The sequence below is a fragment of the Brenneria corticis genome (assembly GCF_003115855.1).
Lineage (GTDB): Bacteria > Pseudomonadota > Gammaproteobacteria > Enterobacterales > Enterobacteriaceae > Brenneria > Brenneria corticis.
Map to the genome: position 1 here is coordinate 90,511 of NZ_KZ819087.1, position 23,004 is coordinate 113,514.

At 54.0% G+C, this 23,004-nt stretch carries 15 protein-coding genes; 9 read left to right on the forward strand and 6 right to left on the reverse strand.

All coding sequences use genetic code 11. From position 1 onward, the window contains the following. Nucleotides 1-45 precede the first annotated feature (45 nt). Complete coding sequence (locus tag DDT56_RS17745; protein ID WP_136167751.1) at nt 46-1,158, reverse strand: 5-methyltetrahydropteroyltriglutamate--homocysteine S-methyltransferase; 1,113 nt, start codon at nt 1,156-1,158, stop codon at nt 46-48. A 339-nt stretch (nt 1,159-1,497) separates the two neighbouring features. After that, a complete protein-coding gene (locus tag DDT56_RS17750; RefSeq protein ID WP_246856812.1) occupies nt 1,498-3,291 on the reverse strand; it encodes a glycoside hydrolase family 13 protein in 1,794 nt (597 codons plus the stop codon). 348 nt (nt 3,292-3,639) lie between these two features. Here DDT56_RS17750 and DDT56_RS17755 point away from each other — a divergent pair, with 348 nt between their 5' ends. The 5 genes from DDT56_RS17755 (at nt 3,640) to sodC (ending at nt 11,665) form a co-directional block, all read left to right on the forward strand. Continuing rightward, entirely contained in the window at nt 3,640-3,909 is a 270-nt protein-coding gene (locus tag DDT56_RS17755; RefSeq protein ID WP_136167752.1) for a YjbD family protein, read from the forward strand. Between the two features lie 201 nt (nt 3,910-4,110). Beyond that, nucleotides 4,111-5,487 (forward strand): SrfA family protein, encoded by a 1,377-nt coding sequence (locus tag DDT56_RS17760; RefSeq protein WP_136167753.1) that lies wholly within the window; start codon nt 4,111-4,113, stop codon nt 5,485-5,487. Continuing rightward, a complete protein-coding gene (locus tag DDT56_RS17765; RefSeq protein ID WP_136167754.1) occupies nt 5,487-8,471 on the forward strand; it encodes a virulence factor SrfB in 2,985 nt (994 codons plus the stop codon). Before DDT56_RS17760 ends, DDT56_RS17765 begins: the two co-directional genes overlap by 1 nt. Beyond that, nucleotides 8,468-10,930 (forward strand): putative virulence factor, encoded by a 2,463-nt coding sequence (locus DDT56_RS17770; protein ID WP_136167755.1) that lies wholly within the window; start codon nt 8,468-8,470, stop codon nt 10,928-10,930. Before DDT56_RS17765 ends, DDT56_RS17770 begins: the two co-directional genes overlap by 4 nt. A gap of 210 nt (nt 10,931-11,140) precedes the next feature. Beyond that, entirely contained in the window at nt 11,141-11,665 is a 525-nt protein-coding gene (gene sodC / locus DDT56_RS17775; RefSeq protein WP_136167756.1) for a superoxide dismutase family protein, read from the forward strand. Between the two features lie 62 nt (nt 11,666-11,727). Here sodC and DDT56_RS17780 read toward each other — a convergent pair whose 3' ends face one another. Next, a complete protein-coding gene (locus DDT56_RS17780) occupies nt 11,728-13,047 on the reverse strand; it encodes an ABC transporter substrate-binding protein (protein WP_136167757.1) in 1,320 nt (439 codons plus the stop codon). Nucleotides 13,048-13,178: 131 nt separating this feature from the next. After that, nucleotides 13,179-14,468, reverse strand: a complete 1,290-nt coding sequence (locus tag DDT56_RS17785) for a Gfo/Idh/MocA family protein (RefSeq protein ID WP_136167758.1) — start codon at nt 14,466-14,468, stop codon at nt 13,179-13,181. A 114-nt stretch (nt 14,469-14,582) separates the two neighbouring features. On the opposite strand from DDT56_RS17785, the gene DDT56_RS17790 reads away from it, so the two are divergent. From DDT56_RS17790 to uspE, 3 genes are all read left to right on the forward strand, one after another. Beyond that, nucleotides 14,583-16,175, forward strand: a complete 1,593-nt coding sequence (locus tag DDT56_RS17790; RefSeq protein WP_136167759.1) for a hypothetical protein — start codon at nt 14,583-14,585, stop codon at nt 16,173-16,175. Nucleotides 16,176-16,554: 379 nt separating this feature from the next. Next, the gene (locus DDT56_RS17795; RefSeq protein WP_136167760.1) at nt 16,555-17,307 is read left to right on the forward strand and encodes a fumarate/nitrate reduction transcriptional regulator Fnr; all 753 of its coding nucleotides are present in this window, start codon (nt 16,555-16,557) and stop codon (nt 17,305-17,307) included. 124 nt (nt 17,308-17,431) lie between these two features. Further along, a complete protein-coding gene (gene uspE / locus DDT56_RS17800; protein ID WP_136167761.1) occupies nt 17,432-18,394 on the forward strand; it encodes a universal stress protein UspE in 963 nt (320 codons plus the stop codon). A gap of 63 nt (nt 18,395-18,457) precedes the next feature. On the opposite strand, the gene pntB is transcribed toward uspE, so the two are convergent. Continuing rightward, a complete protein-coding gene (pntB, locus tag DDT56_RS17805; protein WP_136167762.1) occupies nt 18,458-19,846 on the reverse strand; it encodes a Re/Si-specific NAD(P)(+) transhydrogenase subunit beta in 1,389 nt (462 codons plus the stop codon). Between the two features lie 10 nt (nt 19,847-19,856). Next, nucleotides 19,857-21,386 (reverse strand): Re/Si-specific NAD(P)(+) transhydrogenase subunit alpha, encoded by a 1,530-nt coding sequence (gene pntA, locus DDT56_RS17810; RefSeq protein WP_136167763.1) that lies wholly within the window; start codon nt 21,384-21,386, stop codon nt 19,857-19,859. 530 nt (nt 21,387-21,916) lie between these two features. Between pntA and ydgH the strand changes: the two genes are divergently transcribed. Further along, a complete protein-coding gene (ydgH, locus tag DDT56_RS17815; protein WP_136167764.1) occupies nt 21,917-22,867 on the forward strand; it encodes a DUF1471 family protein YdgH in 951 nt (316 codons plus the stop codon). The last annotated feature ends 137 nt before the right edge of the window (nt 22,868-23,004 follow it).

Genomic DNA, 23,004 nt, shown 5'->3' on the forward strand with positions numbered 1-23,004 from the left:
TTTTCTTTCTACTTCGCCAAGCTGTCAGGGCCGCCCTTGCAGGCGTTATTCACCCCAGACCTCGTTGGCGACTTCCACGATCAAGCGGATCTTGGCCCATTGCTCCTCCTCGGTAAGGGTATTGCCTTCTTCGTTGGAGGCAAAGCCGCATTGCGGACTCAGGCAAAGGTGCTTAAGCGGAACGAATTTCGACGCCTCGCTGATGCGCGCCTTGAGTTGTTCCTTGTCTTCCAGTACCGGCGACTTTGAGGTTACCAGGCCCAATACGACGGTTTTACCCTCGCCCACCTTTTCTAACGGCTGGAAGCCGCCGGCGCGATCGGTGTCGTACTCCAGGTAGAACGCATCGACATTTTCCTTGTTGAGTACGTAAGGCGCGACCGGCTCGTAGCCGCCGGAAGTCCACCAGTCCGACGAGTAATTCCCGCGGCATATGTGGGTGTTGATCACCATATCCGCCGGCTTGTCGGCGAGGACCTGGTTGTTGATATCCAGATAAAGCTGGGCGACGGTATCAAAATCGATATCCAGTCCTTTCATTTCATTGAATTTCTTCGGATCGACCAGGAATCCCCAGGTGCAGTCGTCAAACTGTAGGTGGCGACAGCCGGCGGCGTAAAAGGCACGAACCGCGTCGCGGTAAGCCTGAATAATATCTTTCTGGAGTTCGGTCAGATCCGGGTATTGCTGCAGCGTTTCCTGCAGGTTGTCCGGGCGGAAAAATTCCCAGTAACATTGGGATGGAGATGGAATGGTCTGGCGAGCGATAACGTCATCGCCGGCAACGGACTTCAGGAATGTGAAGTGCTCGATAAAGGGATGGCTGGTAAAGCGTATCTTGCCAACAATCCGCGACGTATCAAATTTCGTGGTCACTTCATTAAACTTTACGCGGTAGTCCGACGACTTGCGTTCGATGCCGTCGAAGCCCCAGAAGAAGTCCGAGTGCCACATGCTGCGGCGGAATTCGCCGTCGGTCACCGCTTTGAGGCCCGCGGCTTTCTGCTTGGCGACCAAGTCGATGATCGCTTCGTCCTCTATATGGCGCAGCTCGCTCTCAGAAATTTTACCGGCCTGAAAGTCGGCACGTGCCTGCTTAAGCGCTGCCGGGCGGAGAAAACTACCGACAACGTCGGCTCGAAAAGCAATATCTTGCATAGATAATTGATGACCTGAAGGTAAATTAAAGAGAACTAACAATGGCGACGGCGCGACCACTGCTTCGTTGACATAACGGTCGCCAGATACCGCTGGCAGACCGTGACGATAGTCAGTTTGCCTTAATTTAAGGCTAGTTAGAAGAGTAAGTTGGGTGGGAATCCTATCTGACGCACGACGGCAATGCGCGCTGTTTACGATGATATGTCGCCGGATTGCTCCGCCCAGGCAGTTCAGGGCGACACGACAAGGACCGGGAATTGTAATGAAAAAGTCCGCCTGATTTAAATTATCCATAACCTTTGGACAGTTAATTCAGACGGATCTTTATATGATGTTTTACTGCAGATTGATTTTATAAACGCCCGATTGCCATGGATTTAACGTTAACTCCCGGCTATGGGAAACGTTGTCTTGCCCGTTATTCTCAATCATCGTTTTTTCAATTGAGATAGTTTGCGGCAATGCATACTTTTGCTCGGCTTCGGTAAAGTTGATGATAACGAGATAGTTATCGCTACCGAGCGTGCGGGTATAAGCAAGCACCGCGTTATTTTCAGGATCCAGATCCCGCTGCTCTCCTGTCACCAGCGCCGGGGTATCATGTCGTAAGGCAATGAGCTCGCGGAAATAGTTATAGACCGAATGCTCATCATTAATCTCATTTCGGGCATTAATTGTTCGGTAATTCGGATTCACCGCCAACCAGGGGATGCCGGTGGTAAAACCCGCCTGGGCCGTGTCATCCCATTGCATGGGCGTACGACTATTATCTCGGCTTGTAAAGCGCAGGTGTTGGAAAAATACCGCGGGATTAACCTTACCGGTATCGACATAATCTCTGATAAAGCCTACATCTTCGATATCATGAAACTCTGAAAGGCTTTTGAACGGATAATTTGTCATGCCAAGCTCGGCGCCCTGGTAAATAAAAGGAGTGGCGCGTTGCGTTAATTGCAAGGTTGCCAGCGCTTTGGCCGAGTGTTCCCGGTATTGTGGTTTTTCGCTGCCATAGTGAGAGACTTCTCGTTGATTATCATGATTACTCAGAAAGAATGCATTCCATCCATGCTCGCCCGTTGACTTATCGACTCTGGTAATGGTTTTTCTTAACTGCGACAGCGTCCATGGCAAGCTAAACCAACGGTCGGTGGCATCGCGATCGAATCTGATTACATCATAAATAATGGCAAGATTGGCTTCATTCCTGGATGGGGCCGTGTACATTGGATTTTGGTCGAGCGGGACGGCAAACATTTCGCCCGCAATAACGTTTTTTTCAGGTAACTTCAGCGTGCCTATTAGCTCGCTAAAATAGTGGTGAACTTCAGGACCACTGGCGTAAACCATCGGGAAGTTTTTAAGTTCCTGCTGAGTTAAATCGGGCAAACCGTTTGTTTTGGAAATGGTGACCAGCGAGTCAAAACGCAGGCCGGAAACGCCGCGATCCAACCAGAAATTAATAATGGAGGACATTTCATCGCGGACTTTCTCATTATCCCAATTTAAATCCGGCATTTGTTTGCCGTAATAATGGAGATAATACTGGTCGGTTTTATCGCTTTTTTCCCAGGCGGAGCCGCCCATAAAGGAAGGATAGTTATTGGGCGGCTGGTTACCCTTCCCTTCTCGCCAAATATAATAATCACGATAAGAATTATCTTTACTGCGCTGACTTGCCAGAAACCAGGCATTTTGATCACTGGTGTGATTGATGACCATATCAATCATCAAATACATATCACGTTTTTTTAATTCTGAAACAAGCCGGTCAAAATCAGATAAAGTGCCAAACTCTTTCAATACGTTTCTGTAGTCTGCTACGTCATATCCTCCATCATGCAGCGGAGAATCATAGTGCGGCGATATCCATATAACATCCACGCCAAGGTTTTTAAGATAATCCAACTTGGCGATGACGCCATTAATATCGCCAATACCATCGGCGTCGCTGTCTTTAAATGAACGTAGATAGATCTGATAAAAAACAGCCTTTTTCCACCATGGTACTTGTTCTTGTTGAACTATATTTTCAGCTGCTTGTTTGGGCTGTGAATAGGCGCTGAAAATAGAAAAAAAAGAAAACATAATAATAGTTAGCGTAATAAGAATACGTCGCTCTCTGGACTTCACCCTACGGCACTCCTGTGAATATATTTAACAGTGCGCTAATTATAAAATCAAACTTATCATTTTCAATATTCATATGAAAATAGAACCGGATTGCTTTTAGGGCAAAAATTAATTAACTTTATTGTAAATGCATGATAATTATATATAAATAAAAATATTTGGTGCATCTGGATTTTTTACACTATCTTTTTTTACTATTTGGATTCTTACTATTCATTAATAATAATTATTGTTTGAATTCATTTACCGGGCATGATTTAAAGTCCGTTTACATGTAAATAATTTTTCTGAGCGCGGCGCGGTTTTCCTCTACAATGAAGTTCCCTGCCCGCAACCAGGTCGATATCCATGCCAAGACTGACTCAGAAAGACATGACGGAAAGTGAACAGCGTCAACTTAAAACCCTGCTCGACCAGGAAAGGAAAAAACACGGTCGCCCGCTTACCAACTCCGAAAGCAACCATATCAAAGATAATTATATTGATAACTTAATGAAAGAAAGGGAAATTCTTGCCAAGAAAGCGCGCGCCGAGAAGAAAAAGAACAAGTTCAAGCCCGATGTCTCCGCCACCTATGAGTGGTCGTCCAACACTAATTTACGCGGCCCCCGCCGTTAGCGCGTTTTACTGCCAATGATTTACTCCGGCGGCAACGGGATTGGCCGCCGGACGTAACGCCGCACTCTATGGCTTAAATATTTGCCGGTTTTGCCCCTTCTTTAAGCATTTGATTCTCCATCAATCCACTAAAGTATACCCTGTCGCAGATTACACCCTGTTTTCTGCCTTCATGCATCTATTACAAAAGGTCTCTTTTGCGTGACAAAACTATTTTTACGTAGCGGGAGTTTGGATGATTTTCTGGCTCTGGGCGAAAACGGACAGCCGGTTTATGCATCCGCACTTCAGCTACGCGAAACATTGCGCCTCAGAAAACAACAGCAGATTGCGGATTGTCTGGCTATCCCCCAGCCGAACGAAGACGGCGACCGTATTGACTGGTACGCGCCGGTGGAAGGTAAGATAACCTCCTGGATCGCCGCCAGCGAAGAGGAACGGGCTGCGGCGCTTAAGCAATTGGAAGCCTATCAGGCGGCCGTCGCCGATATCAGCCAGCGGGCGCAACGCTCGGAAAAGCCGGCACAGCAGCTTTTTGGCGTGCTGCTGGCGAAAGCCATCCAGTTCCCTGGCCCCAACCACGTTTATCTGGTTGACGGCAAACCGGTATTGACCTTCTGGGGATTTGTGAATCTGGATAAAAAATCCCGCGCCGACGCGCTGGATTGCCTGCGTCAGGTGGAAGAAGCCGTCCCGGTTTTCGCCGCCGCGCCGGTCAATGCCGAGCCCCCCGCTGCGCCGATAACGCCGCCCCGGCCTAATCCCGTCGTCACGCCGGAGCCGGCTGCTAAACCCCAGGCAGCCGCCCGCAGCCAACGGCTGCGCCTGTGGTGGCTATTCCCGGCGGCGGCGCTGTTGGCGGTTCTGTCGCTACAGATTTATGGATGGCTTGCTCAGCAGGATAAGACGCCAACGCCATTGGCCGCGACCATACAGCCCGAAAAACGCGCGTTGCCCGCTTCAGTGCGCGAGCCTGAGCCGCAGCCGGCGGCCGAGCCCGAGGTCCAGGAAGCGAAGCGTGAAGCGGTAAGTCCCGCATCGCCGCCGGAAACCACGCAGGTTGAACCGGTAACCGACACGCCGTCAGCCGCGACTGAATCACAGGAGGCCGCGCCGGCGCCAGAGGCGGTTTCCGAGCCGGTAATTCCGGAGCCAACGCCGGTTGCCCCGCCCGCCGCGGCCGGCAAAGAGGAGCTGGTTATGCCGGCGGACGCGGTAAGGCTGGGGTCGGTCAACTTCCTTAACGGCAACTGGCGGGTTTCCGTCGATGCCAGAACCCCGATTACCGTTACCGGTCGCCCGCCGAGCCTGAGATATCAGATTAAAAACGGCAAGGGTACGGCAAGAATAACCCATGGCGACGGCATCACCTGCCGGGCGGATATCGAGGCGGGATTGATGAGTTCCGGTAACCTGGTCATCAACAGCCGTTATCGGGCGCGATGCAGCGACAATACCCGATTCAAGATGCCGGAGCTGGTATGTAAACGAAGTGCGACGGGCGTCGCAGAGTGTACCGGTCGCTATAACGCTGATGCGGTCTTCCCCATGACGATAAAGCGCGAGAGTAAATCATAATGCTGGCGACGATCACCGATTACCAACAGAGAATTACGCTTATTCAGGACAGCGGCATTCAATTTCTGGATTTTGCCCTGAAACCGGAATTATCCGCCGCGCTGCCTAATAAATATGTGCGCAAAAGCGCCAATGGACCGTTGCTGCGCCTGATCCATACCCCGCAGACGGGTAAATACATCCTGCCGTCGCCGGCGGGCGCCCCGCCGGAGGTGGTCAAGCCGGAACTGAGCATTCCGCTTGAGCAATCGCTGAGGCTGCTGGAAAAAATCTGGCTGCCGCTGCCTTTTTTGCGTTTTAACCCGCCGCGCACCTTTATGGGCGGGCCGGACAACTGGGCGCGGATGCAGATTCTGGCGCTGGATACCCCGGATCAGGACGGCAATACGCATCGAATCTGTCTGGCTTTCGATACCAAAGTCTACCCCGAGGGGCATGAATACGAATCTCTGGCGCCGAATGAGAACGATATCAAAAGCGGGGGCGGCTTTGCGCTGGCCTACCACAGCGACGAACTGGGCGAGTTTCTTGATCTGACCTGGGTGGACGGCTGGCTGCGGGAAGTTTTTACCCAGCAGGCGATCAGGCGGGAAAACCGCAACGAGCGGGAAATTAAACTCGCGCTCAGAGGGTTTGAATATCAGGCGCATTACATGAATTTGCTGGATATGCTGGGCAATCAGCTATCGGTGCCGGAAATTCGCATTAACGCCAGCACCTTGCAGGAACCCGCCGTCAACGTCGATCTGATTCTGGACGTCGGCAACTCCCACACCTGCGGCATTTTAGTGGAAGATCACGCCGATGAAAGCAACGGACTAAAACAGACGTACGAACTGCAACTGCGCGATCTGAGCCACCCCCACTACCTGTATAACGAGCTGTTTGAAAGCCGGGTTGAATTCGCCCAGGCTAAATTCGGCAAGCAGAACTTTTCCGTTGAAAGCGGGCGCGACGATGCCTTTATCTGGCCGTCCATTACCCGCGTCGGCCGTGAGGCCAGCCGAATGGCGTTATTGCGTCAGGGGGCGGAGGGCTCAACCGGCATTTCCAGCCCGCGGCGTTATCTGTGGGATGAAGAGAGCTATGCGCCCGGCTGGCGCTTCAGCCAGTCCGAAACCAGTGCGCCGAACGAGCCGCTGGCGACGGCCATGCCGCTGACCGTGTTGCTCGACGACGAAGGCCGGCCTTTGTACCATCAGCCGTTTGAGGAACGTTTGCCGGTTTTTTCCCCGCACTACAGCCGCAGTTCGGTGATGACGTTTATGCTGTCCGAGTTGCTGTTGCAGGCGCTGATGCAGATGAACAGCGCCGCCCAGCGCCAGAAAATGATCCACGCCAGCGCGCCGCGTCAGCTGCGCAATATTATTCTTACCCTGCCCTCGGCGATGCCGAAGCCGGAGCGGGAAATTTTTCGGCGCCGGATGAATGAAGCCATCGCCCTGGTATGGAAATCCATGGGCTGGCATCCGCTGGACGACGATTTCACTACCCCGCAAGACCGGGCGAAAAGCCGGGTTCCGGTGCCGGAAGTGCAGATCGAATGGGATGAAGCCACCTGCGGGCAGATGGTGTATCTGTACAACGAAGCCCAGGTCAATTTCGGCGGACGCGCCGAAGACTTTTTCGCCAGCATGGCGCGCCCGGATAAGGAACCGTCGGAAAACGAGCCCGCCGGCAAAACGTTACGCATTGCGTCGATTGATATCGGCGGCGGCACCACGGATTTGGCCATCACGCAATATCTGTTGGATGACGGCGTCGGCAGCAACGTCAAGATCATCCCGCGTTTGCTGTTCCGCGAAGGGTTCAAGGTGGCGGGCGACGATATTCTGCTGGACGTTATCCAGCTTTATGTCTTGCCGGCGCTACAGGCGGCGCTGAAAACGGCGGGAATGGCCAGCCCCGAGGTGTTGATGGCCAAACTGTTCGGCAACGAGGGGCGCATCGACGGGCAGCTGACGCTGCGCCAGCAGGTTACCTTACAGATATTCATTCCCATCGGACGCTCGATTCTGGAAGCGTATGAAGGTTTCGACCCGCTGGACGTCAGCGCCGAAATAGAGTCCTCCTTTGGCGAACTGCTGGAGCAGCATCCCACGCCGAAGGTGCTGGAGTACGTCAATACCGAGGTGCAGCGCGAACTGCCTGACGATAGCGCCTTCGATATCTTACAGGTGCCGCTGATCCTCAAACTGGGCAAGCTGCATGGGGAGTTTTTATCCAACCGGATGAGCATTACCCAAAACCTGCGTTTGATGTCCGAGGTCGTCTCTCTCTATTCCTGCGACGTGCTGCTGTTAACCGGGCGCCCTTCCCGTTTTCCGGGCATTCAGGCGTTGTTCCGCCATTTGCAGCCGCTGCCGATCAACCGCATGCTGTCGCTGGACGGCTATCACACCAATGACTGGTATCCGTTCAATAAACGAGGACGGATTGATAATCCGAAATCCACCGCCGCCGTCGGCGCGATGCTATGCCTGCTGGCGCAGGATCTCCGTCTGCCGGGGTTCTATTTTAAAGTCGGTGATTTTCAGCCCTATTCCACCGTGCGCTATCTTGGCATGATGGACGGCAATAACGTCCTGAGCGCCGACAATGTCTATTACGGCGACATAGACCTGGATGCGCCGGACTTTGCGCTTGATCCCGACGGCAGTTTCCAGGTGCGCGGTTCGCTCTGCCTGGGCTTCCGCCAGCTGGACAACGAACGCTGGCCGGCATCCTCCCTGTATATCCTGTCGATTGTCGATCAGGAACTGGCGAGAAAAGTGGTCGGCGACAACGTGCTGCGCGTCAGGCTGGCGGTGACCGGCGGAGACGAGCGGCACGGCCCGGAACGCTTTGCCATAGCCGATGCGGTTCTGGACGACGGCAGCCGCATTCCGCCGCAACATTTGCGGCTTAAATTGAACACATTGGCCGCTAACGACTCAGGAGCGACTCATTATTGGATCGATAGCGGGAGCGTATTTAGAAAATGAAACCATTAACGCCCAAACAACAGTCGAGCCGACTCCATAGCCAGCTACAGGCCGTAGCGCAAGGCGTTGATCGGGCGATAGACTGGATTGAAACCACGCGGCAACATGCGCCGCGGCTGGATATTGAGGCCGACAGGCTGATTGTTAAACTGCGTCGTCACCGCAATAAGGCGCAACATCTGTCGGACGTGGCGCTGAAAGATATCGCCATCGGTTTCTTTGGCCTGTCGCAGGCGGGGAAATCTTATCTGATTTCCGCCCTGGCGGCGGGAGAGAATGGCCGGCTGGAAACCTCTTTGGAGGGACGGCAGCTTGATTTTCTTACCCATATCAACCCGGATAATCACCCCACCTCGCTGGTGACCCGCTTTAGCCGTCAGGCGGCGGTGAAAAATAAATCCTTTCCCGTTCAGCTGCAACTGCTCAGCGAAGCGGACATCGGCAAGATTATCGCCAACGCCTTTCTGCACGATCGGCAACAGGAAAACGCGTTCGAGGAGCTGGACGAACGGCAGATCGCCGACCATCTAAACGTGCTGTCGCCGCACCGCCAGCCGGAGCCCGTCGACGGCGTAAACGCCGATGAGGTCGTCGCCCTGTGGGACTATCTGGCGCGTCATGACGCCAAACGGCAAAAGCAGTTGGAGACGCACTTCTGGCCCGCGGCGGTGGAGCTGGCGCCGTACCTCAGCGTTGACGACCGCGCGCAGCTGTTCTCGCCGCTCTGGGGAGCGCGTCAGGATCTGACCGCCGCCTATCGCCATTTCGCCCATACGCTGCAACATCTTTCCGGCGCCCACAAGGTGCTGGCGCCGATCCGGGTGTTGGTGGATGAAGCCCTGCGTCCCGCCAACGGCATGATTAACGGCGCCGCGCTGGAGCGCCTCAACGCCGCCGATGATGCTGGGGTGTTGCTGCGGCCGGTATTGAACGGCCGGGCGGGAAAAGCGGTTGAGCTATCGCAGGCCGAACTGACGATGCTGGCGGCCGAACTGCTGATCCCTTTACATTCGCCTCCCCGCGAAGCGTTGTTTGAGCAGGTCGATATACTGGATTTCCCCGATTTCGGCGATACGCCGCCGGTAGCCGCTCGGCAGGACGGCGACGAGCAAAAGGATCCGCATCCCCTGGCGCATAGCCTGTTGCGCGCCAAGCGCGCCTATCTGCTGGAACGCTATACCGACAATCAGGAAATGAATTTGCTGATGGTTTGCAGCGCCGCGGGCCAACGTTCCGAGATAAAAGCCGTCGGCAAGGCGCTGGATTACTGGGTTAAACAAACCCAGGGGGAAAACGCGCAGGTTCGCAGCCGCCGCAAGCCGGGGCTGATCTGGGCGGTGACCCGCTTTGACCGCCGCATTACGCACGGACAGAACTATGACGCCGCGGTGCAGCGTTACGTCGGCAATCCCGGCGATGCCTGGGGCACCATGCTGGCAATGGATAAACGTGGCGTAAGCCGCATGGCGGCCTGGCTGGGTACGGAGGTCCACCGTGAAGTGAAGCTCGGGCGCATCGGCGAACAGCTCGGCGAAATCCAGCGCGAGCTGGGAGATAATCTGCTGGGCAACTGGTATCGGCCGGCGGAAATCGACGATCCGGCGCAAAAACAGCATATCGCCGAAACCCTGCTTAAATCGTTGCAGACCCGCACCGGCGTACACGGCGAGTTGCTGGAGCGATTATTGCCCTCGCGCGACGAGCTGCGCCGCCTCTACCTGAAGCGGCAGGGGCAGCCGGGCTATGGCTATCAGCAGGAAGCCGACGAACCCGGCGCGGCGTTAAGCGGCGCCGAGCCTTTTGGCATCGGGATCGAAATCGATCTGTTTGCCGACGAACCCGTCGATATCGATCAACCCGCCTCCCCCGTTCAGGCGCTCGATCATGGCTATGAAGCGGAATATGCCCACCATGTTTATCGTTACTGGATAAACCATCTGCGCGGCCTGCCGGAAAATGCGCCGTTAATAGAACTGCTGGGGGTGGCTAAAGCGACCATCGAAATACTGGTGGAAGAACTGATCACCGCCAGTATCCGGCTGGAGATCGAAGACGCGCTGGTCGGCATGCTGGCGGATAGCGAACAGTTATCCGTACACCGTGAAAGTAAAGCCGACCGTCAGGTATCCCGGGTGCTTACCGTGTTGGGAGACTTTGTCGCCTGGCTGGGGTTCCAGCAGGTGGACGAGACGCTGCGCCCCGCCAGCCGTATCAATCGCGGTCATAAAATTTTCGCCAAGCCGGAAAAGCAGGCGGTGAACTGGGGGGCGGCGCAGCGGCTGACCAAGCTGTCGCTCACGCCCACCAACAATACGGCGTTTTATATTTACGACTGGCTGATCGCGCTTAATGAAATGATTATACAAAACGCGGGATATTCCGCCGCCCGCGAAGTCGGCGACGAACAACGCGAACGCCTGGGCGTGATATTAAAGGCGATTAAACCCGCCGAGAAGTAATGCAGTTCTCCCCCGGTTTGCTCCGGGGGAGCGGCGCTTGCGCCGGTAAATAATGAACATTTCATGCCTTTGGCATCATTTTTTCCCTCAGAAAACAACCCCCTGATTTGACGCCTCCCCTGGCTCAACTATTATTTCATTCCGAGATGTATTCATCCTGCATGACGATATCGGCATCGGCCGCTCCAATAACAATAGAGGCAAAAGACAATGAAACTGAAGGCTCTTATCCTGACAGGCGTGTTCTTTTCCTGTTCCGCATTCGCCGCCAGCACCACGGTGACCCTGAATGAAGCGCTGCCGACCGGCAACGGCAAGGCGCTTGGCGAGGTGTCGATAACGGAAACCCCCTACGGCCTACTTTTCACCCCGAATTTAACCGGACTGGCCCCGGGGATCCACGGCTTCCATGTCCATGAGAAAGGCAGCTGCGCGCCGGCGGAACAGGATGGCAAAACCGTGCCTGCGCAGGCGGCCGGCGGGCACCTCGATCCTGAAAAAACCGGCAAGCATCTGGGGCCTTATACCGACCAGGGGCATCTGGGAGACCTGCCCGGACTGGTGGTTAACGCCGATGGCACTGCCACCTATCAGGTTCTGGCGCCGCGGATAAAATCGCTGTCCGAGGTGAAAAACCATGCGCTGATGATCCATGCCGGCGGCGATAACTACGCCGACAGCCCGGAAAAACTGGGCGGCGGCGGCGCGCGTCTGGCCTGCGGCGTGATTGAGTAATGATTTTTGAGTAAACACGGCCGGATGCCGCAGCGGTTTCGCTGCGGCATCCGCTTTGGCGCCTAGCGAATGGCGCGCTTTAATATTCGGTTGGCGCCGCTTAAAAAGTCATCGGCGATCTCTTGCAAACTCCCCTTGCCATAATCCAGCTTTTGTACGCTGTTGGTCCATAGCTGCACCAGTTCCTGATTTTCCATAAAGGGCGAAACCGCAACCTGTGATTCTGGCTGTGCGGCGGCGGCGCGATAGGCATTGGCCAGCACATTCTGCGGATTGATCACCCCGATATCCTCCAGCAGCTTTTGCGCCTGCGGGGTTATCGGCATGCCGTTTTGCAGCCCCAGCGCTTTTATTCCCTCCGCATCGTTCAGCAGAAAATTGATCAACTGCGCCGCCTCCCGCGGGTGCCTGGTATGCTTGCTGACGGCAAACAGCGAAGACGGCTTGGTGGTCATGCCGGAATCCTTGGCCGCGGGCAGCGTGATAAACGGCCCCGGTTCCAGCACCGCCTCTTGCGGCATATTGCTCGAATAGGTGTAGATGGAGGAGTCCCACAGATACATACCGGCCAGCTCGCCGTTGATCCACGGGCGGATCTCATACACGTTGGTACGGCCGAACGAAGAAAAATAACGCTGATCGGGTATCACATGGGAATCGACCAGTTTCTGGTAAAAACGGAACAGCTCATAAACCTGCTCCCGGCTGTAGGCCAGACCCCGTTGCTTCTCATCAATCAGATCGATACCGTATTTCTGCGCCATATAGCTGCGGGCCAGCGCCAATATATCAAGTGAATCTCCGGCGCCCTGCGCCACGCCAAGCGGATAATAGTTATTCCCCAGCTTTTGCTTGAAAGCCAACCCGGCGGCAAAGAGTTCATCCCAGGTTTGGGGATAGGCGACGCCCGCCTTTTGCCAGATGGCCCGGTTATAAATCAGGGTGCGCGAGGTCATGGAAATCGGCACGCCTTGCAGCTTCCCTTTTACATCGCCCATTTTAAGGTACTGGGGCGGAAAATTTTGCAGGGCCAGCGCCGCCTGCTGCCGGTTCAGGTCGTAGAACCCTTCGCCGTTGCGGGAAAACTGCGGCAGCCAGTTCCAGTCTATGCGCATTACGTCCGGCTCCTGCCCCCCGGCTATTTGGGTCGACAGGCGCGAGAGGTAACCGTCCCATCCGGCGTATTCCGCTTTTACCGTAATAGATGGATTAGCTCGCTGAAAAGCGTTGATCGCCGCCAGGGTCGCCTCGTGGCGTTGATTCCCGCCCCACCAGGAAATGCGAATTTCCGCCGCATCCGCCGGTTGAGAAAATGCGCCGGCCAACGGCAATACGGCGCCGAGTAACAGCAGTCGAGGTAATTTGTGGAGAAACGTCGTCATAATAGAACCCTTGTTATCGTTGATATGGGTAATTTCCACCCACACGGCAGGTGAATCGTGGGTACGGCGGATGTGGAAAATGCCTGCCTGAACATCGGCTCAGGCAGGGTTTCTATCGACTTATTTCAGACTTATTCCGGTAAGTTGACCGCCAGTTGTGCAATTTTCACCGGCAGTTCCAGGCGCAGGGAGCGGTTGGCGGCGATACCGGTCAGAATGGACATCGCCCCGTCACGATAGCCGGCCGCCCGGTTTAACGGATCGGGCTGCGGCGTGCCGAATAAATCATTCAGCATCACCTGGTCGCCGCCGCCGTGGCCGCCGGCCTGATATTCAACCGCGACGCGATAAGGCGTTTCGAACATGGGGTAGACTTTTATTTCGCATTCGTTCAGGGCGCCCTCATCTTCTTTTCGTCCGCCGCCGTTAACATAGGATTTTTCGACCAGCTTCATTTCCAGCCGCCCTTTACTGCCGTTAAACACCACGTTTAACCCTTCCCAGGGCAAATAGGCGTTTAATGAATAGGTCATGATGGCCTTGTTTTTATAACGCACCATCACGCCGAGCACATCTTCGATATTAATACCGTCGTCAAACACGCTTTTGTCACGGTAATAGCCATCCTCATGCTCGGCGTTTAAATATAGTGCGCTCAGCTGTTCGCTTTTATGCATATGCAGGGCAAAGGGATCGTTTTCCGCCGCCGGGCTTTGGTGCGCGCGCGCATAGAATTGCGTCACGCCGCGCGCTTCGGCATTCGCCTTGCCGTAAAACCGCAGGTCGCCCTGGGCATAAACCGTTTCTGGCTCGCTGTTCAGCCAGAAGTTGACCAGGTCGAAATGGTGGGTGGATTTATGCACCAGCAAACCGCCGCTGTTACGTTTGTCGCGGTGCCAGCGCCGAAAGTAGTCCGCGCCGTGTTCGGTATTCAGCAGCCATTCGAAATGGACCGAAAACACCTCGCCAATGACGCCGGCGGCAATCAATTCACGCACTTTGCTGTGATGAGGCGCATAGCGATAGTTAAAGGTCACCCGTAGCTTACGACCGGTGCGGGTGATGGCGTCGATAATCGCCTGACATTTTTCCTCGTCGATGGTCATGGGCTTTTCCGTGATCACATCGCAGCCCAGCTCCATCGCCCGGATAATATAGTGGTGGTGCGTGCGATCGATCGAGCACACGATAACGATATCGGGTTTTGTTTCCGCAATCATCTGCTCAAATTGATCGGCCCGATAGGCCGGAACGGCCTGGTGGCCATATTTGCCGATTATCTGATTGGCATAGTCGATGCGCGTTTGGTTGGTGTCGCAGAAAGCGACAAAGCCCCCCTGCTGTTGATAATCTCTGGCGATGGATTCCAAATAAAGACCGGAACGTCCCCCGGTCCCGACTACGGCATACTTTTTCTTCATTATGATTATTTCCTCTTGATGACAAACTTCGGACAAACTATTGCGCTTGATTGACAGACTTTTGCTAATGCCTTATATCCTTTAGCTACGCTCAATGGGTATAGCGAATAACATATGGGGTTTTATCCGCCGTTACGTTTATTGGAGGTAAATACGCCGTTAATCTGGCATTGGCCTCACTTTCTTGAAATCATTTCGGTTATTGATAAATATCGATTTAACGGCCTGATTATTCATCAGCAAAATATGCTGGCTCTGCTTGCCCGCCCTTCCGCTTTCAGCAAAGGCCCCGGAATAGAAAATCTGCATCTTGAACGGGAAAATACCCTGAGTTACCTGCAACGAATCAGCGACTATTGTCTGGCGAAAAATATTCAGCTGTGGCTCCAGGGCGAAGCGTTTCCTGGCGACGCCAAAATAAAACAGAAATTCCCGGAATATTTTCTTAGCGAAAATAACAGCGTCAGCGGCCAGTTTCTGACGCGCTTTTATAGTGAAATCGTGGATGAGGCGGTTGCCGCGCTGCCGGATATCAGCGGCATTATCCTTAGTCTGCAAATTCCTGAATTCCATGAAACCCAATGGAAAGAAGGCATGAAAGCGATGCATCGCTGCCTGCGCCGGCGCGGCAAGAAGCTGGTGCTGCGCGATTACATCGACGACAGCTGGCCGCGGCGCCAATTGCAAAGTACGCTGAATAGCCTGCCGAATGACGTGCGCGCCTCGATCAAGGCGACCGCGCTGGGCTATCGTCCCGGCTTTGCCAATAATCCGGACGTGGCTGATTTTAAAGGCTATAAGAAATGGATCGAGTTTGACCTGTGGGGTATCGATTACGGTTGGACGCTGCTGCCCTGTATGCTGGCGGATGAAATTCAGGGCCGTCTCAGCTGGGCCCAGGCCGTCGCCGGAGATGAGCTGGAAGCCGTCAGCGCCAGAATCAGCTGGGAATGGCTCAGCAACAGCTCGCTGCTGGAATCGATTAATGAAGTCAACCTGTTCGGCCTGTCGCAAATCATCGGCCAGTCTGATGAAAGTCTTAATGCCGGGGCGATATTTCTGCGCTGGCTGGCGGCAAACGGCGTTGATACGCGTAATAAAACCCGCCTTGACGCGGTGCAGAAACTGTTCTTCAGCAGCTATGACTGGATGTGTAAAACCCCTTATTTTTTGGGACGCCTGTTGCATCATCATAGCCAGATACCTCTTGATTTTGAGCATGCCGTACAGCTATTGCATGCTGAAACCCGCAGCGCCAACTGGGCGCAGTCTTTTCAGCCGCTTTTCCCGCCGGACGATCCCGCTTTTGGCGAATCGCAACGGCAGTTGTTAACCCTTGAATGTCAGCAGATGCGCTTCTTCGCCCAGCGTTTGCGCCAGTCGGCCCGGGAAATCCAGCACGCCCGCCTGCTGCCGGAACCCTTGTCTTCCCGGCTGTGGTCGGTGTGGGAATATGCCTGGTGGTACACCGAATTATTCAATAACGCCAAGCTGTTAATTGCCGGCCGCCTGTATATGGACAACTACGGCGTTACGCTTGCCGGCCGCCGCAGCCAGTTACCGCAGCTTGCTGAAACCCAGCGCTTTGCCAATGAACTGCAAAACTGGCTGGTACGGCACCGGCATGAGCACCCGCATTTCCTTTCCATACTGATGGCGCCTGAACGGTTGACGGCCCTGACCGAGGATTGCCGCGTGCCTGACTAAAATCAGGGGAGCTGGGTGAGACAAGCATAGGGGGGGGAGAAAATGATTGAAATGGCGTTCCAGAAAAATTAGCGTTACTAAAAGACGTAAGACGTTAATTTGTGAACAGTCTGGCAAATTATAAAATTTTAATGTGATTTATCTTCCGTTTTTTTAAATTGGAAGCGTGATGTGTTTCTCTTTTTCTCTTTCAATATGTGACGTTAATAACATTTTATTTTCGCGAGTCGATATGGACCGAATAATTACGCCCCGCAACTAATCGCGTTTTTTCCGTTAGTTCACTATTTATTGGCCTGTTCTAAGGATTACCGGGCTTATCAGCGACGATAAAAGCTGTTAAAATTGACCGATATCAATTATTGCCTGAGCAGAGACTATGATACCGGAAAAGCGAATTATCCGACGCATCCAGTCTGGCGGTTGTGCAATCCACTGCCAGGATTGCAGCATCAGTCAACTATGTATCCCCTTTACTTTAAATGAGCACGAGCTCGATCAGCTCGACAATATCATTGAAAGGAAAAAGCCGATCCAGAAAGGACAGGCGCTCTTCAAAGCGGGCGACGAGTTGAAATCTTTATACGCCATCCGCTCGGGCACCATTAAGAGCTATACCATCACCGAACAGGGTGATGAGCAGATCACCGGTTTTCATCTGGCGGGCGATCTGGTCGGCTTTGATGCCATTGGCAATGCGCAGCATCCCAGCTTTGCTCAGGCGCTGGAAACCTCGATGGTGTGTGAAATTCCATTCGAAACGCTGGATGACCTTTCCGGGAAAATGCCCAATCTGCGTCAGCAAATGATGCGTTTGATGAGCGGCGAAATTCGCAGCGATCAGGATATGATCCTGCTGCTGTCGAAAAAGAATGCGGAGGAACGTCTGGCGGCTTTCGTGTATAACCTCTCCCGGCGTTTCGCCGAGCGCGGCTTTTCTCCCCGTGAATTCCGTTTGACCATGACGCGCGGCGATATCGGCAATTATCTGGGATTAACGGTGGAAACCATCAGCCGGCTGCTGGGGCGTTTTCAGAAAAGCGGCATTCTTGCCGTCAAAGGCAAATACATCACCATTGAAAATATCAGCGCCCTTTCCGAGCTTGCCGGCGCCTCGCCGAATAAATCCTAAGCTATTGCCGGATCAGTGATAATCCTATTTTATTGATCCGGCTCTCATCATCTGTTGTCCAAAGCGATTCCCTTGGGGTACTCTTAATTTACCGGCTGTGAATTGACGGCTGCTTGGAGGACCTATGGCAAAGTATCAGAATTTACTTGTAGCTATTGACCCAAATCAGGATGACCAGCCAGCGCTGCGTCGGGCGGTGTATCTGGTTCAGCGGCTTGGCGGCCGAATCAAAGCGTTTCTGCCTATTTATGATTTTTCTTATGAGATGACCACCCTTTTATCTCCCGATGAACGGACAGAGATGCGTCAGGGCGTGATTCAGCAGCGTACCGAGTGGATTACCGAGCAATGCAAATATTATCTTGAAGCGGGCGTACCGATAGAGATAAAAGTCGTCTGGCACAATAAGCCGTTTGAAGCCATTATCCGCGAGGTTATCGCCGGGCAGCATGACCTGTTATTGAAAATGGCGCATCAGCACGATCGACTGGAAGCGGTTATTTTCACCCCCACCGACTGGCAGCTACTGCGTAAATGCCCTTGTCCCGTGTGGATGGTCAAAGACCAACCCTGGCCGGAAGAGAGCCGCGCGCTGGTGGCGGTTAATCTGTCCAGTGAAGACCCGTATCACGACCCCCTTAACATCAAGCTGGTATCGGAAACGCTGGAGCTGGCTAAACAGGTCAATGAAACCGAGGTGCATCTTGTCGGGGCCTATCCGGTTACCCCGATCAATATCGCCATTGAACTGCCTGATTTCGACCCCGGCGTCTACAACGACGCCATTCGCGGCCAACACCTGATCGCGATGAAATCGCTGCGTCAGAAATTCAATCTGGATGAACGCGTCACCCACGTGGAAAAAGGGCTGCCGGAGGAGGTTATTCCCGATTTGGCGGAGCATCTGCAGGTGGGCGTGGTGGTGTTGGGCTCGCTCGGACGCACCGGTCTTTCCGCCGCGTTTATCGGTAACACCGTGGAGCACGTGATTGACCACCTGAAATGCGATCTGCTGGCGATCAAGCCTGATGACTTCGTCTCCCCCATCACGCAGGATGAGGACGACGAGGAGGAAGATAAAAAGTAGCTGTTCGGTCGATATAAAAAAAGGGGCGATTTCTCGCCCTTTTTTTTCGCTTTCCTGCGCGGTTTACAGCGCTTTCAGAATCGCCTCTACGCTGGCTTTGGCGTCGCCAAACAGCATCTGCGTATTTTCTTTGAAGAATAAGGGGTTCTGCACGCCGGCATAGCCGGTGTTCATCGAGCGCTTGAACACGATAACGTTCTGCGCTTTCCACACTTCCAGCACCGGCATCCCGGCAATCGGACTGTGCGGATCTTCCTGCGCCGCCGGGTTGACCGTATCGTTGGCGCCGATAACCAGCACGGTATCGGTAGCGGAGAAATCATCGTTGATTTCATCCATCTCCAACACGATGTCGTAAGGCACTTTCGCTTCAGCCAGCAGAACGTTCATATGGCCCGGCAAACGACCCGCCACCGGATGGATGCCAAAGCGGACATTGATGCCGCGGGCGCGTAGCTTGGCGGTAATATCGTGTACCGGATATTGCGCCTGCGCCACCGCCATGCCGTACCCCGGAGTGATAATCACCGAGCTCGAGTTCTTGAGTAAGTCGGCCACCTCTTCCGCTGACGTCTCGCGGTACTCGCCCATCTCTTCGCCTTCACCGGTGGAGGAGCCGTCGGTACCGAAACCGCCGGCAATCACGCTGATGAAAGAGCGGTTCATCGCCTTACACATGATATAGGACAGGATCGCACCGGAAGAACCCACCAGCGCGCCGGTTACGATCAGCAGGTCGTTGCTCAACATAAAGCCGGCGGCGGCGGCGGCCCACCCGGAATAGGAGTTCAGCATGGAAACCACCACCGGCATGTCGGCGCCGCCGATGGAAGCCACCAAATGCCAGCCGAACACCAGCGCAATCGCCGTCATCAACAGTAAGGCGATGGCCTGCAACGCCACGCTGCCGGTATTGACAAACAGCAGAAGCAGCAGGAAAGAGACCACCAGCGCCGCCAGGTTCATTTTATGGCGGTGAGGCAGCGCCAGCGGTTTGGATGAAATGATGCCGCGCAGTTTGCCGAAGGCGACAACCGAACCGGTAAAGGTTACCGCACCGATAAAGATCCCCAGAAAGACTTCCGTCAAATGGATATTCACCAGTACCGGATCGGTAATTTCACCGTGGTCGAGAAAGCTGTTGAACCCTACCAGCACCGCGGCCAACCCGACAAAACTGTGCAGGATGGCGACCAGCTCCGGCATTTCGGTCATTTCAACTTTGCGCGCCAGATAGACGCCGATCGAACCGCCAATCACCATGGCGACGATAATCCAGCCAACGTTGCCGGCATCCGGTCCCAGGATGGTGGCGATCAACGCAATCGCCATCCCGACGACGCCGAAAATATTCCCCTGCCGGGACGTTTCGTGTTTCGATAACCCCGCCAGACTGAAAATAAACAAAATCGCGGCAACAATGTATGCCGCTGTAACTAATCCACCAGACATGTGTTATCCCTTAGTTTTTGCGGAACATTTTCAGCATGCGCTGAGTGACGGTGAACCCACCGAAAATATTGATGCTGGCAATCAATACGGCGATAAAGGAAAGGAAAGATACCCATCCGCCGTGACCGATTTGCAACAATGCCCCCACGACGATAATGCCCGATATCGCATTGGTTACCGACATCAACGGGGTATGCAGCGCATGACTGACATTCCACACCACGTAGTATCCCACCACGCACGCCAGGGCAAATACGGTGAAATGCGACAGAAACTCTTTCGGCGCAACGTTCGCCAGCCAGCCGAACAGCAGGATCGCAATGGCCAGGAAAGCGTATTTCTTCCATGGCGAAGCCGGCTTCTCCTCTACCTTAACCGCGGCCGCGGCGGGTTTCGCCTGTTGCGGCTGGGCGGAAACCTGAATCGGCGGCGCGGGCCAGGTGATTTCGCCATTTTTGACTACCGTTACGCCGCGAATGACATTGTCTTCAAAATCAACGTCGATTTCGCCATTCTTCTCTTTGCACAACAGTTTCAGCAGGTTGACCAGGTTGGTGCCGTAAAGCTGGGAAGACTGGGTTGGCAGACGGCTGGGCAGATCGGTGTAACCGATAATCTTGACGCCGTTTTCGGTGACCGTAACGCGGTCGGCGACGGTTAACTCACAGTTACCGCCCGTCTGCGCGGCCAGGTCGACAATCACGCTGCCGGATTTCATGCCCTGCACCATCTCTTTGGTAATCAGCCGCGGTGCGGGTTTACCGGGAATAAGCGCGGTGGTGACAATGATATCCACTTCTTTCGCCTGGGCGGCGAACAGTTCCATTTCCGCTTTGATAAAGGCTTCCGACATGACTTTGGCATAACCGTCGCCGCTGCCCGCCTCTTCTTCAAAGTCGAGCTCCAGGAACTCGGCCCCCATACTTTTGACCTGCTCCTTGACTTCGGGACGCGTATCAAAAGCACGCACGATAGCGCCTAAACTTCCGGCGGCGCCGATTGCCGCCAGACCGGCAACCCCGGCGCCGATAATCATCACCTTGGCCGGCGGAACCTTACCCGCCGCGGTAATCTGACCGGTAAAGAAACGGCCAAACTCATGAGCCGCTTCCACAATGGCGCGGTAACCGGCGATGTTCGCCATCGAGCTAAGCGCATCCATTGACTGGGCGCGGGAAATGCGGGGAACCGAGTCCATCGCCAATACCGTCACCTGGCGAGCCGCCAGTTTTTCCAGCAGTTCAGGATTCTGCGCCGGCCAGATGAAACTGACGATGGTGCTCCCCGCCCGGGTGAGCTCAATTTCATCTTCCTGCGGCGCATTGACCTTCAGGACAATGTCGGATTGCCAGACTTCGGTACTGTCGGTGATTGACGCGCCGGCTTCCGTATAAGCCGCGTCGTCAAAACTGGCTAGTTTCCCCGCCCCTTGTTCTATTGAGACCTCGAAGCCGAGTTTCAGCAGCTGTTCGACCGTTTTCGGCGTTGCTGCAACCCGTGCTTCATTGGCCAACCGTTCTTTTGGAACACCAATACGCATACTGATTCCCTTTTTCGCTTATTTTTTAACGAAGGTTATTATAATCCCACCGGTGACATGATTCAGCCGAGATTTATTGCACGCTGTCTGTCTTTTGCTATATATCGCTCTTTGAGCAAATTCACCTATAACCTACTGAAAATGTGATCGATGATCCATACATAAAACGAATTTCATCTAAAAGCCGAGGCATCACCGACATCGTTCGCTTTTTTTGGTCAAAAAACACCCTTACTCGTCTCTTTTGTAGCATTGTTATTAATGAATTGTTCTGGGGTATTTCACAAAAATGGTGTGTTACGGGCATGGTTGATGCGCAGATCGGCGTAAATACCCCTTATGTAAGTTAAATAATCAATAACCGTTATTATTGCAGCTTTTCTTCATCTCCGCGGATAAAAGATCGTTGCGATGTTTTTTAAAATGCTAAAGCATGCGTGTTTATTCCGTGCGATAATCGGCGGCTATTACGTTACATCTTGATTGCTAAGCATGTTGTAAACCTAATGCGTCAGGCGAAAGGATTTTTTATGAAGCTGAAAACTACTGTTATTGCGTCCACGTTACTTTCATTAGCTGCATTTTCAGCGCAGGCAGCGCAGGAACTTACGCCGGAGCAGGCTGAAGCGGTGCAGCCATTTGAGCGTATTACCTTTATCGGCCGTTTTAACGCTATCAACGAAGCGGTCGCCGCGGCGTCGAAGCGGGCGGATAGACACGGCGCCGACGCTTTCTATGTTCAGGGCATAATGGATGTAAACGCCCGCGGCAACTCGAAGGTTACGGTCGATCTCTATCATAAAGATGCCCCGAAAGTGAGTAAAGAGGTCAAATACCGCACTTTCCATGGCGTTAAAGAACTGCCGAAAGACGTTGCCTACGGTCTGGAACCTTTTGATACCGTCACCGTGGGCGGTTTCTTCCGCAGCCAGCCCGATCTGAACGATGCCATCGCCAAAGCGGCGAAAGAAAAAAATGCGGATTCGTTCTACATCGTGCGTCAGGTTGACGTTAACTCCAGCGGCGGTAATCAGAAAGTCACCGCTTACGTTTACAAAGCCGATGCGCCTAAACGTCAGATCCAAAGCACCGACCTTATTCCCGCCGATTCCGATGCCGGCCGGGCCGCCCTGGCTTCAGGCGGCGCCGAAGCCGCCAAGGTGGAAATCCCCGGCGTCGCGACTTCCGGCAGCCCGAGCCGTAATATCGGTAACTTCTTTGAAACGCAGTCATCAAAAGGCGGTCGTTACACTGTAACCTTGGCTGACGGCACCAAAATCGAGGAGTTAAATAACGCCACCGCCGCGCAGATGGTGCCGTTTGATTCGATTACCTTCCGCGGTAACTACAGCACCGAGCCCGCCGTATCTGAGGCCGTCGCCAAACGCGCCGGTGAAAAAGGCGCCAAGTACTACCACATCACCAGGAAGTGGCAGAATAAAGGCTCGAATATGACCATCAGCGCCGATCTGTATAAATAACGGTGTTGCCGAAATCCCCGCCTGCGCGGGGATGACAGGTGGTGGTATTCAGGGATAACTCTTTCGCAGTCTGAAAGCCCGCGTTGCGGGCTCAGACTGATGACAAAGTCCTGGCCTCTCAGCCAGGACTTTGATCT

Excerpts from the sequence above, each read along its gene's own strand:
- DDT56_RS17745 (WP_136167751.1), bottom strand. The coding sequence starts at position 1,158 with ATGCAAGATATTGCTTTTCGAGCCGACGTTGTCGGTAGTTTTCTCCGC.
- DDT56_RS17755 (WP_136167752.1), top strand. The coding sequence starts at position 3,640 with ATGCCAAGACTGACTCAGAAAGACATGACGGAAAGTGAACAGCGTCAA.
- DDT56_RS17765 (WP_136167754.1), top strand. The coding sequence starts at position 5,487 with ATGCTGGCGACGATCACCGATTACCAACAGAGAATTACGCTTATTCAG.
- DDT56_RS17770 (WP_136167755.1), top strand. The coding sequence starts at position 8,468 with ATGAAACCATTAACGCCCAAACAACAGTCGAGCCGACTCCATAGCCAG.
- sodC (WP_136167756.1), top strand. The coding sequence starts at position 11,141 with ATGAAACTGAAGGCTCTTATCCTGACAGGCGTGTTCTTTTCCTGTTCC.
- DDT56_RS17780 (WP_136167757.1), bottom strand. The coding sequence starts at position 13,047 with ATGACGACGTTTCTCCACAAATTACCTCGACTGCTGTTACTCGGCGCC.
- DDT56_RS17785 (WP_136167758.1), bottom strand. The coding sequence starts at position 14,468 with ATGAAGAAAAAGTATGCCGTAGTCGGGACCGGGGGACGTTCCGGTCTT.
- DDT56_RS17790 (WP_136167759.1), top strand. The coding sequence starts at position 14,583 with ATGGGGTTTTATCCGCCGTTACGTTTATTGGAGGTAAATACGCCGTTA.
- DDT56_RS17795 (WP_136167760.1), top strand. The coding sequence starts at position 16,555 with ATGATACCGGAAAAGCGAATTATCCGACGCATCCAGTCTGGCGGTTGT.
- uspE (WP_136167761.1), top strand. The coding sequence starts at position 17,432 with ATGGCAAAGTATCAGAATTTACTTGTAGCTATTGACCCAAATCAGGAT.
- pntB (WP_136167762.1), bottom strand. The coding sequence starts at position 19,846 with ATGTCTGGTGGATTAGTTACAGCGGCATACATTGTTGCCGCGATTTTG.
- pntA (WP_136167763.1), bottom strand. The coding sequence starts at position 21,386 with ATGCGTATTGGTGTTCCAAAAGAACGGTTGGCCAATGAAGCACGGGTT.
- ydgH (WP_136167764.1), top strand. The coding sequence starts at position 21,917 with ATGAAGCTGAAAACTACTGTTATTGCGTCCACGTTACTTTCATTAGCT.